We start from the raw sequence: 14,604 nt of genomic DNA, 5'->3' as shown, positions 1-14,604 counted from the left end.
AACGCAGATCAAGCGATGGAAGCGCTGTTGCTTATCCGCAGGGCAAAGGCGTCAGCCCGCTATAACTCGCCAAGCATGTACTTACGTGATACCTGCTAGCGGAAACACTGATTGGTTGAAGGGCTGCGTTGGTTTTATCTTTGTTTCTTAAGACATCATCATGGTGAATGCCGCCTGCAGAAATGCATGGGATGTTTGGAAGATAAAAACAACATAGTAAGAACCCAATCAGACGCGAGTACCCTCATGATTAAAATGCTAGCTGCCGTACGCCGGAAACCCGGCATGACTCAAGCGGAGTTCTTGAACTATATAGAACACCAGCATGGAGAAATCGCCCGGGCTAAACCCTTAGGCGTCAAACGATACGTGCAGAACCATGTCATCGACTCTGCTTTCGGCGTTGACTCCGATAATGCCTACACACAAACATTTCACCGAGACTCCGTCACGGAATTATTCTTTGACGACATGTCAGGTTTGATTCACACCTTCAGCGATTCCTATACCCGACAAACCGTTGGACCTGATGCGAAAAACTTCGCCGACCTGTCTAAACAGGCCGCTCAGTTGATGGATGAAGTAGAGATCTTCAATGCCGGTCCAGCCCCCTTGAACTGGAAGGCGATCATTTTCCTGAAGAAGAACCCAACGGTGCAACTCGATGCCTTTTTCGCCGCCTGGGATTCAGCACACGACACAATTGCCCGCCAATTCCCGGGCTTCCAAAGTGCGCTACGCCGCCATGTTCGTTCCAGATACCTGCCCGAAGGTGACAGGGTGACATCCTATTTCGGGCCAGACGTAGCGGTATACGAAGGCACTTCCAGTCTGTGGTTTGAACATGAAGCCGATCTTTCTATTTTTCGTCAGTACCAGCGATCACTGTTCCAACAACTTTCTGACGAGGGGATAGTGTTGTCGTCTGAATCCTTTTTCGTCTATGTCAATGAAGTCGTCATTATGGACTTGTGCCACTAAAGACTTCACCCTCTCTTCTGACCAGATGCGGGAGCGATTCAAGATCGCTCTCTTCATCTTCTTTTAGGGGGTATCGATCACTCAGATAGGCTCAGCCAACGTCGCAGTGGACTCGCGCATGATCTGGGCATGCTCTTGCTTGTCACCCCCGCTCTTTTCTATCTCACACAGGCGCGCGGAGTTCTCGACCACCAGTTGGCAGCGTTCCCAACGCCGCGCTTCGAACCGCGTCAGAGCGGCCTGAAGATCGCTCCCGGCGAGCAGTTCTTCGGCGAGTACGATGGCGCTTTCGATGCCAATACCCGCTCCGGAGGCCAGATGTGGCGTGGTGGCATGCACCGTGTCTCCAATCATCACGATGCGACCTTTATGCCATGGCAACGGCACCAACAGATTGGCCAGCGGACGATAATCGATGTTGGCACCCGCCTCGTACAATTGTGAAACCAGCCCTTGCAGGATCGGCGCGGGGAACTCACCCAGCAGACGCGCCATTTCAGCTGGCCAACTGACCGGATCGATCCACTCTGAACCTTCGCGGTTTTCCATGAGGAACATATACATGTGCGTTTCGGAGATGGGATTGACGCCGACCTTGGTGCGGCCCAGCCAATGAGTGGGGCGTACGATTTCCGGGGGACGCCTCAGCACCGCTCGCCAGACACTCTGGTGAATGGGTTTTGGCGACGGCGCCTGCGGAAAAAAATCCTTTCGCATACGCGAATGCACGCCATCGGCGGCAATAACCAGGTCATAGCGCCCAGAGGTGCCGTCAGTGAAAGACACTTCTACGCCATCGTCATGTTCGATCATGTTGTCGAACGTGATGCCCAGGCGCACATGGGTGCCCACTTCCCGTGTCTTGTCGGCAAAAATCCGAGCCAGCACCGGGCGCAGGATGCCGCCGCCACAAGGTATCGGTTTATCGCTGACCGGAGGCCTCAGCGCCAACTGCACGATCAGCTCGCCAGCCGGTGAAAACACATCGAAATTGGTCGATAGATACCCTTCTTCGGCCACACGCTCAAGAATCCCGACCGTATCAAGCGCTCGCAACGTGGGCCCACTGAGCGTAATGCCCGCCCCCAGAGGGCACCACAAAGGGTCTATTTCCACCAGGTCAACTTGCACACCCTGACGGGCGAGTTGGATCGCCGCGGTCATACCGGAGAAACCTCCTCCGATCACCAGGACCTTATTGACTGCTGCAATCATCACGCTCTCCTAATTATTCTTGTTCACTCGGGCTGACATTGCATGACGTACCGACGAGCTTGGCCGCGGTGTCGAGTCAATGCTGCAGGATCATGAATTTCCGACGAAAAAAGTCAGTTCGACGACGAGACTATCGAATTGGTTATCAGCGCTGAAATCGCTTTGCACAATCCGAGGTATCGCTCCAGCCGATGGATCCCGCAGGTGCGCCCCCTTGCTCGAGGACCCTGCTGTTGCGGCAGGACCCGGTGTGATCAGCCTGTGTACGTGTCAATAAAAAGACCGACTGATTGCCGTTCACTCGAACCGCAATCAATCGGCCTCCAACGACACGAATTCACACGCTTTCCAAGCCATCCCAGCAGAGGTATTTCACCTCCAGGAATTCGTCGATCCCAAGGTGGGACCCTTCTCGCCCAAGGCCGCTCTGCTTGACACCACCGAAGGGGGCGACTTCATTTGAAATCAAGCCGCAGTTGATCCCCACCATGCCCGATTCGACGCGAGCGGCGTTGCGCCAGATGCGGGCCGCGTCACGGCTGAACAGATACGCCGCCAAGCCGAACTCGCTGTCGTTGGCCATCGCAATCGCTTCGTCATCACTGTCGAAACGCACCAGTGGCATGACTGGCCCGAAGATTTCTTCGCGAGCGACGCGCATCCCAGGGGTCACATCAGCCAACAATGTGGGTTGGTAGAAACATCCGCCGAGCACATGGGGCTTGCCGCCGGACAGCAGTCGGGCACCGTGCGCCAGCGCGTCGTCAACCAGCGCCTGGGACTTTCGGACCGCCGCACCATCGATCAACGGCCCGACCTGTACGCCCGGCTCCAGGCCATTGCCGACCTTCAGGCGCGCCATGCGCTCGACGATGCGCTCGGCCAGTGCGTCATACACCCCGGACTGCACCAAGACCCGGTTCGCGCCGATACAGGACTGTCCACCATTGCGAAATTTGGCCAACATCACACCGTCAGCTGCGGCATCAAGGTCGGCATCGTCGAAGACAATGAACGGGGCATTGCCGCCCAGCTCCATGGAGCATTTCTTGACCGTCTGCGCCGCTTGCGCCAGCAGCAGCCGACCCACTTCCGTGGACCCCGTGAAAGTGAGTTTGCGCACCAACGGGTTGGCCGTGAGTTCACCGGCAATGTCCCGGGTGTCATTCCCCGTGATCACACTGAAAACACCGGCCGGCACACCCGCGCGCTGGGCGAGCTCGGCGAGCGCCAGGGCGGTCAGAGGCGCCTGGCTGGCCGGTTTCACGACCATCGTGCAACCGGCCGCGAGGGCCGGAGCGGCCTTGCGCGTGATCATGGCCGCCGGGAAATTCCAAGGCGTTATCGCAGCGCAGACTCCGATGGGTTCGCGCAGTACCACGATGCGCTGAGTGTCCTTTACACCCGGGATCAGATCACCACGTACCCGCGTGGCTTCCTCGCCAAACCATCGTACAAAAGACGCCGCGTAATCGACTTCACCCCGCGCCTCCTCCAGTGGCTTGCCCTCCTCCAGGGTAATCAGCGTGGCGATATCCTCACGATGTTCGACCATCAACTCATACCAACGGCGCAACACCTCACCACGGCGTTTAGCCGTCAGCCGACGCCACGGGCCGAAGGCCTCATGCGCCGCATCGATGGCGTGCCGAACCTCGGCTTCACGGCAGCGTGGCAACTCGGCCAGCACGCTGTTATCCACTGGATTGCGCAGCGTGTATTGACCGTGCGGCGTCTCGGTCCGCCATTCCCCAGCAATGTAGGCACTGGTACGCCAAAGCGTGGGATCCTTAAGTAAATGCTTCACTGTGCACTCCTCGTCATTAGCACGGATGACGCCCGATCATGAAGGCGCTGTCAGGATCCGCAGTCACCGGCAGCCCCGCCGCAACCAACCCTTGACGCAGAGACTTCATCAGGCGATCGGGCACACGCATCGCCGGGGCACGCAGTGGGCCGCCATTGAAGCCTGCGAGCCAGTCCTGGTATTTCCACATCGTGCGGTTGAGCACGCCGGTACCGCCGGCATAGGTTTGAGCTGCGGCGCCGTTGGCACTGCGTGCCGGGTTGACCTTCCAATACAACGCCATCGCCTCCTCGAATCGTCCCGTGCGTGCCAGTTCGAACGCCTTCGGGTAGTAATCACTCATCCAGGCCGTGTTGCTGGTGCCGGAAAACTGCAGCTTCATCAGGCTCATCAACGGGATTGCGTCACCTTCAATCGGGCAACTGATCACCACCTGATCGCGGAAGTGGTAGTACATCTCGCAAATGCCCGCCGGCAACGGAAATCCTTGCTCGGACTTGATGGCCGCGATATTCGGGCAATCGGCCAGAAGGCGACGGACCAACTCCAACGACATACCCGCCGGATGCACGCGCTCAAAGCCCCAGAGCGGAATCGGGAAGAGCATGACGGCCAGGTCCGTCGCATCGCAGAACGACTTGGTGTAGTCGTAGATCTCCTGCTCGCTGGTCGGCCAGAACTGCGGCGGATAGGAAAGCAGGACGATGTCTGCACCGGCATTCTCGGCGAGCTTCACCGCCTCGATGTTCTCGGCAAGCGTGCCAAAAGCCGCGTGGAAGAACAGGATCAGGTCTTTCCCCGACTCACGGGCCCAGGCCGTGAACCGGGCGTTTTCCTGGGGAGAGATCGCCAGTTCGCTGCACAGCAACGTGCTGCTGTAACCCAGTCCAACCGTATGTTCGATGTCGTGGCGTATACCCCGCTCATTGAGACGCTTCAAATCAGCACTGAAGCTTGGGATGGTGACAGCCGAGCAGCCCACCAGGTATTCACGGGCCCAGGCGCGGGCATCAGCTTTCTTGTAAGTGGCCATGATGATTTTCCTTCGAACAGTGGAGGGGGTTATTTCGAGACAGGGACAATGCTGGCAGGCAGCTCGATGCCGAGGCCTTGTTGCCTGGCGCGCTCGTACAGCGCTTGTGCGATGACGACATCCTGCAGCGCCGAGCCAACCGATTTGTAGAGAACGATGTCGCTTTCCTTCTGGCGCGGATTGACGCGACCCGCGACCAGATCCGACAGCGCGACCAATTTGTCGGCGACATAAACACCGGCGCTGATCGCCGCAATGGCGTCGCCGGTATCGTGAAGTACTTCTTGGGGCATATCCGCGACGATGCAGACGGCTCGCTCCATCGTGGCCGGGTCAACCTCCCGTTGCTCAGGCAAGGTGGATCCCAACGACACGACCGTCACGCCTGCGCAAAGCCATGCCCCTTGCAACACCGGAGACTCGTCACGACTACGTGCGGCACAAATCACCACATCGCAGTCCTGCACGGCTTCTTGCGCAGTGTTCACCGCTTGGATATCCAGCCCCGGCCTGAAGCTTTCGGCAAACTGCTCACGACTCGCGGGCGTTGGACTGAACACCCGGACATGAGCCACATCGCGCACAGACTTGAGGCAGTCCAGCGCGCCACGCGCCTCAAACCCCGCACCAATCACACCCACCCGCAGCGCTCGCCGGGGCGCCAGCAAGTCGACTGCCAGCGCAGCGGTTGCAGCAGTCCGCAAGCCTGTCACTCGATTGCCATCGATCAGGGCACTGAGAGCCATGGTTTGCTGGTCGAACAATGCGATCAGGTAGCTGGCGCAGCGCGCCCGCATGGAGGCCGCGATCAACTTGCAGCCCATATGACCGCCCGCCGGGGGTACCGCGGTCAAACTGCGCAGCCAGATGCCATCGCCCCGCGCCATGGAACGAGGCGGCACCATGGCATCCGATGTGGGGCAGGCATACGCCTGGGCGAGCGCGGCAACGGCGGTGTTCCAATCGGCGAGCGAAGCAACATCGGCGTCGCTGAGAAAAAGCGTCGGGGCAATGACGTGGGGTTCATGGGTGTGATGCATGTCGCTAACCTCGCAGTCGGGTATCAATCATTGATTGACTGACACCCTACGAAGCGCGCACCCCAGCGGATACTGCTGGGAATCGAAAGCAGCTATCGCTCAAATCGATGGCATGGCCAGACCGCAGATCAACCGTCGCACTTCACGGGAGGCACGGGTCAAGGGGCGACGGGGCGACTCGACCAGCACGACGAAGCGCTCGAGAACCGGCTCGACGATGCGCGCTGACATCAGCCTTCGATCCAGTGACCCCGGTAGCACAGAAGCGATTGCATAGCCGCCGCCGGCTGCCGCGACTTCGTACTGCAGTTGGACGGAGTCGGCTTCGACGGCCACGCACAACTCCACGCCATGCTCGGCCGCCAGATGATCGAGTCTGGCCCTCAGCAGATGCGGTCGCCCAGGCACGACCAAGGGCAATCCCGATAATCTTTTCAATGCAATATCTGGGTTGCCGAACAGAGGATCGACAGCGGGCCCCACCACGTGCAGCGCCAGCCTGGCCAGCAGGTGGGCTTGCCCGATGCCGGCTTCACTCTCGCGCAGCACCAACGCCATATCCAGGCGACCATCGTGCAACTGCTCTTCGAGTTGAGCGCTCGCGCCCTCGATCAGGTGCAATCTCACGCCAGGCATCTGCGCGCGCGCGGCAGAAAAAAGCGTCCCCGCGAACCGCCGCACCGCAGAGGGCAACATGCCTACGACCACCTCGCCCACCGGTTTTCCACGCAGGTTGCGAATGTCATCGGCAAGGCCTTCAGCGTCCGCGAGAAGGCCCGATATACACGGCAACAACTGCTCCCCGAACTCGGTCAAGACCACCCCGCGCCCCGTACGATGAAACAGGCGCTCGCCACATTGCGACTCGAGCAAGGCAATATTGCGACTCACCATGGACTGCGGCATATCCAGCAACACGGCCGCTTTGCTCAGACTGCCAGCGGCCACGACACGTACGAACAAGGTCCAGCGAGGATCGATAATGGTCAGCGCCGTGGCGCCATGCTGCGGGGCCGCGTCCGGCCCGTGGGCACTCTGATTATTCGTCATGTCATCAGCTCTTGGCGGGCCTGGTGCAGGTATTCGCGACTGTCCTGAAGGTGCAGGCGCATCGCAGCGCGCGCCCATTCAGCGTCCTGATTGAAGATGGCCTGGTAAATCTGTTCGTGCTCGCTTTGCATGCGCTGTTCGTAGTGCAAAGGCTCATCGTGCGACAAACGCGCCGAATCCAGTCGACTGCGCGGGATGATGACCACCCCAAGGTTGAGCAGTGTATTGGCGATGTAGTGATTACCTGTCGCCCGGGCAATGCTCAAATGGAACTGGAAATCCAACGCAGCTCGATCATTGACGCTGACGGCTGGCTGGCCGAGCTGATCGAGCAACACCCGCAACCCAGCCAACTGATCCGGGCTACGTCGCTGCGCGGCGAGCACGGCGGCTTCGACCTCAAGACCGATCCGAAACTCCATGATCGCCAGCGAATCAGTGATGATGCCGACGGTCGCCGGGTCGATGAAGGTCCCCAGCGACAGGGCGCTGCCGCACACAAACGTCCCGATACCGTGGCGTGTCTCAACCATTCCAGCAGCCTGTAGCCGTGACATGGCCTCGCGCACCACGGTTCTGCTGACCCCATGTTCCAGCATGAGGGCCGACTCGGTGGGCAACTGTTCACCGCCCCGTAGCCGCCCTTCAAGGATGTGCCCTGACAGCAGCACCTCAAGCCCCTGGGAGAGGCTGCCGCTTTTTTTTCCACTGACCGCCGGCACGCTCACTCCTCGAAAATCGCTACGGCGCGGACGAAGCCGGCCGAGGCATGCCTGATCTTGTAGGGGAAGCAGGACACTTGGAAACCATGGGCCGGCAGGCATTCCAGGTTGGCCAGTTTCTCCATCTGGCCGTAACCGATGTCACGTCCGGCCTTATGTCCCTCCCAGATGATCGAGGCGTCGCCCGTGGCGGCGAAGCGTTCACGTGTATACCTGAACGGCGCATCCCAGCTCCAGGCATCGGTACCGACCACTCGCACACCGCGCTCCAGCAAATACAAGGTGGCTTCGCGGCCGATCCCGACCCCGGCATCCAGATACCCTGGCTGGCCAAACAGCGCACCGGCGCGAGTGTTGACCAGGACAATGTCCAACGGCTGGAGCTCGTGGTCGATGCGCGCCAGCTCAGCTTGCACTTCGGCGGCGCTGACCACATGGCCATCCGGTAAATGACGAAAATCCAGCTTCACGCCAGGTTGCAGGCACCAGTCCAATGGCAACTCGTCGATGCCAAAAGCCGGCTTGCCACCGTCCGTGGTCGAGGCGTAATGCCAAGGAGCGTCCATATGCGTACCACTGTGCGTCGTGATCTGCAGGCGCTCGGCCGCCCAGGATTCGTCGCCCGGCAGTTGCGCCTTGGACAGGCCGGGAAACATCGCGGCCATCTCCGGCCAGCCTTGCTGATGGTCCATGTAGTCGATTTTCGGCAGCAGCGGCGGCGGATCGGTGTAGGGGTTGTTGTCCAGCGTGACGGACAGGTCCACCAGACGGCGTTTAGTTGATTGCATGTTCGCTCACTCCAAGTGCCACCCGTCCACGTGCACGACGCGTCGGGGTAGCAGCGCTCAAACTGTTACGGATCAAGGCGCCGGCAGAGCCGTCATGGCGAAAGCCAAGGGCGCGGGCCATAGGGGTTTTCATGGCGGGGAAATTGCCGAACAAGGCTTGCAGTCCAGCGTCTGGTGCAAAGCTGATCAAAGCACGGCGCTCCTGGCCATAGGCAGCCGCCAGGGCATCGATGACTCGGGCAATGGACAGGTGTAACAACGGTAATTGCCAGACACGTGACTCGCCGAGCTCGGCGGCCGGCAGTTCGGCGGCCCGTAACAGGTTATCCACACAACACCGCACGGACATCCACCATGCCTGCGCCTGCGGCGAAACGGGGCAGCAATACGGCTGGCCTTCGGCGAAGGCGTGCAGCAGGTCGCTCATGAATGCCGAGCGCAGCCCGTTGGGTTCACGTGGACGGGCGACAATGCCGGGCAGGCGTACGGCTCGACCGTCCACCTCGCCTCGACGGGCAAGGTCGTTGAGTGCCATTTCCACCATCGCCTTGTGTGTGCCGTAACTCAACTGCGGACGCGGCACGGCACGCTCATCGACTCGCGCCGGCCAGTCACCGCCGTACACCGCCACGCTGCTGGCATACACCAGCACCGGCGCGCCAGGCTGCTCGCGCAACTGGTCAAGCAACTCCAGGCTTGCCAGCAGGTTGACCTGATAGCCCAGTGAATAATGCTGCTCGGCCGCGCCACCCGGGATGCTGACCAGGTGAAAAACCACATCGATGCCATCGGCCAGCGCGCGGCGCAATAACGCGGCGTCGGTCACACTGCCGCAATGCCGGCGCAGGCGCTTATCGTCAGCAAACCCCAGTAACTCTTTATCCAGCAGAATCAACGCACTGATCGACCGGCCTTGCAACTCATTGGTTTGGAGTAATCGCTCCACCAGCGCCCGGCCGACAAAACCATTGGCCCCGGTAATCATCACGCGCATGGTAGGTCTCCCCGCACGACATTCTGGTCTATCGCCCCGAAAACCGACTGCCCGTACTGATCAAAGACTTCCATGCGCACGCGATCACCGAAGCGCATGAAGGGTGTCTGTGGCGCGCCCTGCTCGATCATCTCCACGGCACGACGTTCGGCGATGCAGGCAGCGCCAACCGTGGGGTCGGCATTGGAGACGGTGCCGGAACCGATCAGGCAGCCCGCCCTGAGGCGCCGGGTCAATGCCGCGTGGGCAATCAACTGATGAAAGCCGAAATGCATGGCGCCGCCATGGGCATGGCCAAACCACTTGCCATTCCATTCCACCTTCAGCGGCAAGTGCACACGTCCATCGCGCCAGGCCTCGCCCAACTCATCGGGGGTGACCGCCACCGGGGCAAAACTGGACGAGGATTTGGCTTGGATGAAACCGAAGCCGGTCTTCATTTCACGGGGGGCGAGCGCACGCAGGCTGACATCGTTGACTTGCAGGATGAGTCGAATATGACTTGCAGCCTCTTCTGCCGAACAGCCCATGGGCACGTCATCGACCAATACGGCGTACTCGCCCTCGAAGTCGATGCCATGGGCTTCACTGGGTAGCAGGATGTCGTCGTGGGGCCCCAGGAAATCGTCACCACAGCCCTGATACATCAGCGGCGTGTGCTCGACGCCTTCGATGGGATCAAGCGCAAAAGCCTTTTGCATCCGCTCCCCATGGCTGAGGAAAGATGACGCGTCCAACCACTGCCAGGCACGTGGCAAGGGCGCGGCGGCTTGGTGCGGATCAAAGGCGAAGGCAGCGGTCAGCGTGCCTTCGTTCAATGCGTCATACCGCATGCGCAAAGCCGTTTCGACGCTTGGCCAATGTTCGATGGCGTCCTGCAGCGTCGCGGCAATATCGCTGGCATCCACCGCCCAGGCCAAGTCGCGCGAGACCACCAGCAAGCGACCATCGCGACTGTGATTATTGAGGGTACTGAGCTTCATGCTGATTCTCCTTGCAGCTCAGGGATGAAGCGGCCATCGAGCAGAACGAACAGCATGCGGGCCATCTGCTCGGTGCGATTGCTCCAGGCGTGATTGGTGCCTCGCTGCACGACGATGTCACCGCGTTTGAGATGCACTTCCTCGCCATCGAGCACCAGCCAGACCTCGCCCTCGGTGACCACGCCGTAATCGAGGGTTTCGGTGCGGTGCATCAGCTTGTGCCTGGAATCAGCCTGCCCCGTGCCAGCATGGGCCTGGCCAATTTCGGCGAAAGCCGCCGCGGCATCCTCGGCGCTGACCTGGTTCTGCACGCTGTCAGGCGGAATGTCCACCACGCGGATGACACTGCCCAGCGGTGCCGGACTCAACTGAAGCGGCTTGTTGGTGGGGTCGTCGCCGTTATCCAGCACGGCCGGGCTGGCACCGCTGTTCCAGATCTCATGGAAGACCGTGCCGGGTACTGCCTTGAGCGGGAAGCTGTTGGGCGTCGGTCCGCTGAGCGCGACCACCGCCTGGCCCTGGGCATCGTGCCCGGTGACCACGCGTTTGAAACCAGGAAGTTGTTGCATGTTCGACTCCTCAATCAGTTGGCGAAGCGCGGCAGCAGGTAAAGATCGATTCATGGGAAAAACCTTAAAGATCGAGCACCAGTCGGGCGCTCCTGGCACGCGAGCAACACGGCGTGAACCGGTCGTTGCGGGCTCGCTCGGCATCGGTCAAGAACATGTCGCGATGGTCCGGCTCGCCTTCCAGTACGCGCGTGAGGCAGGTGCCACAGATGCCCTGCTCGCAGGACAACGGAATATCGATCCCCGCCTCCAGCAGCACCTGGGCCACGCTGAGCGCGGCCGGCACCTGGAAACACTGTCCTGTGCTGGCCAGTTGCACCTCGAAGCCGTCCGCCTCACCCGACGGGACAGCGGCGGCAAAGTACTCACGGTGCAGCTGCGCCTCGCCCCAGCCCTGCGCACGGGCAGTGCCGAGCACGTGTTCCATGAAACCGTTAGGGCCGCAGACATACAGGTGACGATCACGGGTGGGCGCGGACAAGACCCGGACGCTGTCCAGGCGCTGGGCATCCTCGCCATCGTCCAGATGGATGTGCACGCGATCGGCGAACGTCGAATGGCGCAGGTACTCGATAAAGGCCATGCGCCCGGCCGTGCGGCCGCAATAGTGCAGCTCGAAAGGCGCGCCGATCCGCGCCAGGCGCTCGGCCATGCAGAGGATCGGCGTAATGCCGATACCGCCTGCGAACAGCACGCTGTACCCGGCCGCATGCTCCAGCGGGAACAGGTTGCGTGGCTCGCTGATCCGCAGCCGGCTGCCTTCGTGCACCTGTTCGTGCATGGCCTGCGAGCCGCCGCGAGACGCCGGGTCGAGCAACACGCCCAGCAGGTAGCGATGGCGTTCTTCAGGGTGATTGCACAGCGAGTACTGGCGCACCAGACCATTGGGCAGGTGCACGTCGATATGCGAGCCGGCGCTGAAAGCCGGCAGGATGGAATGCTCGGCCGGGGCCAGTTCAAAGCTGTAGATGCCTTCGGCTTCGAGGCGCTTGCGGGTCACGATGACATCGATCATCACTGGCTACCCATCGGCTGTTCAGCGGCGATCAACCGACGCAGGACACGTCGGCAACGCACAGCCCCTGCATCGACTGGCAGCAGCACCGGGTTGAGGCCAAGTAGCTCAACCTCGCCGATCTGGCGCTGTTGAGCCTCGACCATGGGCTTGTCTTCACCGGCGAAAATACCGATCAACATCTTCTGGACGAAGGCATTCAGCTGGGCATTGTCCTGCTCGAAACTGCGCGTGTTGGCAAAGAAGTAATGGGTATTGGTCGCGTCCTGCGGTGTCATCAGATGCAGGTTCCACGTGACGGGCCCCTCTTCCCTGGGGCGCCCGGGCGCAGTGGCGCCGCTGCCCAGCAGCATCAGGCCAGGCGCATGCCAGATGACCTCGGCCCAGACGTCTGCCCGGCTCGGATCTTCCAAGTGAGCGCCAAATGCCGGTGGAGGCACATCATCAGGCGCCCACCAACTGATGCGCACGCGATCGTTGGGCAACTCCTCGATGGTGGCGCGCGTGCGGGACAACGCTCCACCACCGAGCGTATCGGGGTGCAGGAAGTCAACGTGGCTCAAGTCCATGATGTTGTCGGCCAGCAGTTCGTAGTGCGCACGCGTAGGCAAATACCCATGGCCCTTGGCATCGATTGGTGCCTGCTCGAAGAAGGAAAAATCAGGGATCAGCGCATCGTTGGCCAAGCTCGGATCGCCAGGCCAGACCCAGATCGCGCCATGACGCTCAGCGACCGCGAACGCGCGAACACAGGCGGCCTTGGGGATACTTCCATCGCCATGGGGATTGTGCGTACATTGGCCACTGCCATCGAAACGCAAGCCGTGGTACGGACACTGGACACTGTCGCCGACAACCTTGCCCATGTGCAGCGGGGCAAAACGGTGCGGGCAACGATCGGCAAGCGCCCGGATCGCACCCTGGCTATCGCGAAAGAACACGATGGGTTGCTCGACGATGGTTCTGCCAAGCATCCCACCTTGCGCCAGCTCATCCGCCCATCCAGCGATGTACCAGGTGTTGAGCAAATAACTCATGATGTTCTCCTCGTTTTTCTTATTTTGATGAAACGTCGAATGGGCAGATCAGCGATCAGCGTCTGCGGCCACCGCAGCGGGAAAAGCTGACCCGCGACCACGCAACCGAATGCAGGCCAGGGCCACCAAGAGTTGAACGCCCGCGACGATTCCCAGTGCGGTTGGCAAAGCGCTGATCATTCCCCCGGTCATCGCCAGCACCACCAGCGGGCTGGCGAACTCACCAGCAAAGAACATCGCCGTGAAGCCGCCAGCGGCGCGGCCGCGCTGCTGGAAGTCGACCTGGCTCATGATCCAGGTGAGCAGGGTCGGCATCATCAGACCGATGCCCAGGCCGTTGATCAGGACGGCGATCACCACCAGCCCATGACTGTCGGCCACCGCCAGCAGAGCGCCACCGATACCGGCCGCGACGAAGGCCAGGAGCATCTGCCGGTGCGCAGGGACACCCCGCAACACACGGAAACTCAGCGCGCCGACCAGGACGCCAAACTGACTCGCGCCCATGGTCATGCCGATCTGCTGCGAGCCTTCGACATGCAGCAGGTTGAGCAGGTAACCGACTTGTACCGGCACGATGAACAGGCTCACGCCCGCCAGGAATGCCAGGGCATACAACGGTGCCAGGGGGCGCCAGGGGAATGCCTTGCCCGCCGCGGTTGTCGCGGTGACGACCTGCGCCCGCGGCTCCCACAACAACCAGACCATCAGCGGCAGAAACACCAGCCCCAGCCCATACAGGGCAAACGGCGTGCGCCAGCCGTGTTCGCCGAGCACACCCCCGACGGCAATGAAAATCGCCGCCGACAACGAGGTCGCAACCATTTGCAGGGCGAACATGCGCTCACGCCGCGCGCCGCTGTAGTAGTCGCCCATCATCGTGGTGCAACAGGTCATGATCGCCGCTTCGGCCACACCGATGCCGGCGCGGCTGATGACGATGACCTCCAGCGACTCCAGCCAGAGCGGCAACACCCCACAGACGGTGTAGAGAAACATCGCACCGATCAGCAACGGCTTGCGCCCCAGTCGGTCGGCGATAATCCCGGCCACGGGTGCCAACAGTGCAATCATCAGCGCCGGTAGCGTCAGGGCAATGGGCACCAGCACGGCCACACCCGGCGTGTCGGCGAAGTGCTCCTGCATACGCGGCAGTATGGGAGCCAGCAGCACCGCACCGAGCACTGGCAGGCAACTGCCGAGTAGCAGCAACAACGACTGTGGCAAACCTGCCTGGCGTTCAACGCTCATCACGCACCTCCGGTGGTTGGGTCGCGCAGAACGCCATGCCAAAGGCACTCAGGCCATCGATAAGGTCAAGCCATAGAGACTGCTGGAACAGCGATACACGAGGCATGGAAAAGTCCTTT

14 protein-coding genes are annotated in these 14,604 nt (G+C 61.0%); 1 reads left to right on the top strand and 13 read right to left on the bottom strand.

The window, feature by feature from the left end; translation table 11 throughout:
• The first annotated feature begins 246 nt into the window (after nucleotides 1-246).
• Entirely contained in the window at nucleotides 247-981 is a 735-nt protein-coding gene (locus ACMTA2_RS14535) for an EthD domain-containing protein (RefSeq protein ID WP_413795376.1), read from the top strand.
• Nucleotides 982-1,062: 81 nt separating this feature from the next.
• On the opposite strand, the gene ACMTA2_RS14530 is transcribed toward ACMTA2_RS14535, so the two are convergent.
• The 13 genes from ACMTA2_RS14530 to ACMTA2_RS14470 all read right to left on the bottom strand — a co-directional run bounded on the left by ACMTA2_RS14530 (nucleotide 1,063) and on the right by ACMTA2_RS14470 (nucleotide 14,485).
• A complete protein-coding gene (locus tag ACMTA2_RS14530; RefSeq protein WP_413795375.1) occupies nucleotides 1,063-2,196 on the bottom strand; it encodes an FAD-dependent oxidoreductase in 1,134 nt (377 codons plus the stop codon).
• Between the two features lie 337 nt (nucleotides 2,197-2,533).
• Nucleotides 2,534-4,003, bottom strand: coding sequence for an NAD-dependent succinate-semialdehyde dehydrogenase (locus ACMTA2_RS14525; protein WP_413795374.1), 1,470 nt, complete (start codon nucleotides 4,001-4,003; stop codon nucleotides 2,534-2,536).
• Nucleotides 4,004-4,019: 16 nt separating this feature from the next.
• Complete coding sequence (locus ACMTA2_RS14520; protein ID WP_413795373.1) at nucleotides 4,020-5,036, bottom strand: dihydrodipicolinate synthase family protein; 1,017 nt, start codon at nucleotides 5,034-5,036, stop codon at nucleotides 4,020-4,022.
• A gap of 29 nt (nucleotides 5,037-5,065) precedes the next feature.
• On the bottom strand, nucleotides 5,066-6,076 hold the full coding sequence (locus ACMTA2_RS14515) for an ornithine cyclodeaminase family protein (protein WP_413795372.1): 1,011 nt from the start codon (nucleotides 6,074-6,076) through the stop codon (nucleotides 5,066-5,068).
• Between the two features lie 99 nt (nucleotides 6,077-6,175).
• Nucleotides 6,176-7,126 carry a LysR family transcriptional regulator gene (locus tag ACMTA2_RS14510; RefSeq protein WP_413795371.1) on the bottom strand — a complete coding sequence of 317 codons (951 nt, stop codon included), beginning with the start codon at nucleotides 7,124-7,126 and terminating at the stop codon, nucleotides 6,176-6,178.
• A complete protein-coding gene (locus tag ACMTA2_RS14505; protein ID WP_413795370.1) occupies nucleotides 7,123-7,854 on the bottom strand; it encodes a FadR/GntR family transcriptional regulator in 732 nt (243 codons plus the stop codon). Before ACMTA2_RS14505 ends, ACMTA2_RS14510 begins: the two co-directional genes overlap by 4 nt.
• A complete protein-coding gene (locus ACMTA2_RS14500) occupies nucleotides 7,851-8,636 on the bottom strand; it encodes a cyclase family protein (protein WP_413795369.1) in 786 nt (261 codons plus the stop codon). Before ACMTA2_RS14500 ends, ACMTA2_RS14505 begins: the two co-directional genes overlap by 4 nt.
• A complete protein-coding gene (locus ACMTA2_RS14495; RefSeq protein ID WP_413795368.1) occupies nucleotides 8,623-9,630 on the bottom strand; it encodes an NAD-dependent epimerase/dehydratase family protein in 1,008 nt (335 codons plus the stop codon). Before ACMTA2_RS14495 ends, ACMTA2_RS14500 begins: the two co-directional genes overlap by 14 nt.
• Entirely contained in the window at nucleotides 9,621-10,613 is a 993-nt protein-coding gene (locus ACMTA2_RS14490; RefSeq protein WP_413795367.1) for a fumarylacetoacetate hydrolase family protein, read from the bottom strand. Before ACMTA2_RS14490 ends, ACMTA2_RS14495 begins: the two co-directional genes overlap by 10 nt.
• Entirely contained in the window at nucleotides 10,610-11,182 is a 573-nt protein-coding gene (locus ACMTA2_RS14485; protein WP_413795366.1) for a cupin domain-containing protein, read from the bottom strand. Before ACMTA2_RS14485 ends, ACMTA2_RS14490 begins: the two co-directional genes overlap by 4 nt.
• Nucleotides 11,183-11,246: 64 nt before the next feature.
• Entirely contained in the window at nucleotides 11,247-12,197 is a 951-nt protein-coding gene (locus tag ACMTA2_RS14480) for a PDR/VanB family oxidoreductase (protein WP_413795365.1), read from the bottom strand.
• Nucleotides 12,197-13,234 carry a Rieske 2Fe-2S domain-containing protein gene (locus tag ACMTA2_RS14475; RefSeq protein WP_413795364.1) on the bottom strand — a complete coding sequence of 346 codons (1,038 nt, stop codon included), beginning with the start codon at nucleotides 13,232-13,234 and terminating at the stop codon, nucleotides 12,197-12,199. Before ACMTA2_RS14475 ends, ACMTA2_RS14480 begins: the two co-directional genes overlap by 1 nt.
• Nucleotides 13,235-13,282: 48 nt before the next feature.
• A complete protein-coding gene (locus tag ACMTA2_RS14470) occupies nucleotides 13,283-14,485 on the bottom strand; it encodes an MFS transporter (protein WP_413795363.1) in 1,203 nt (400 codons plus the stop codon).
• Nucleotides 14,486-14,604: the final 119 nt, after the last annotated feature.

Origin of the sequence: Pseudomonas medicaginis (assembly GCF_965119365.1) — a bacterium.
Lineage (GTDB): Bacteria > Pseudomonadota > Gammaproteobacteria > Pseudomonadales > Pseudomonadaceae > Aquipseudomonas.
The sequence above is the reverse complement of the archived record's forward strand: the minus strand, read 5'-3'. Positions and strand labels throughout refer to the sequence as shown.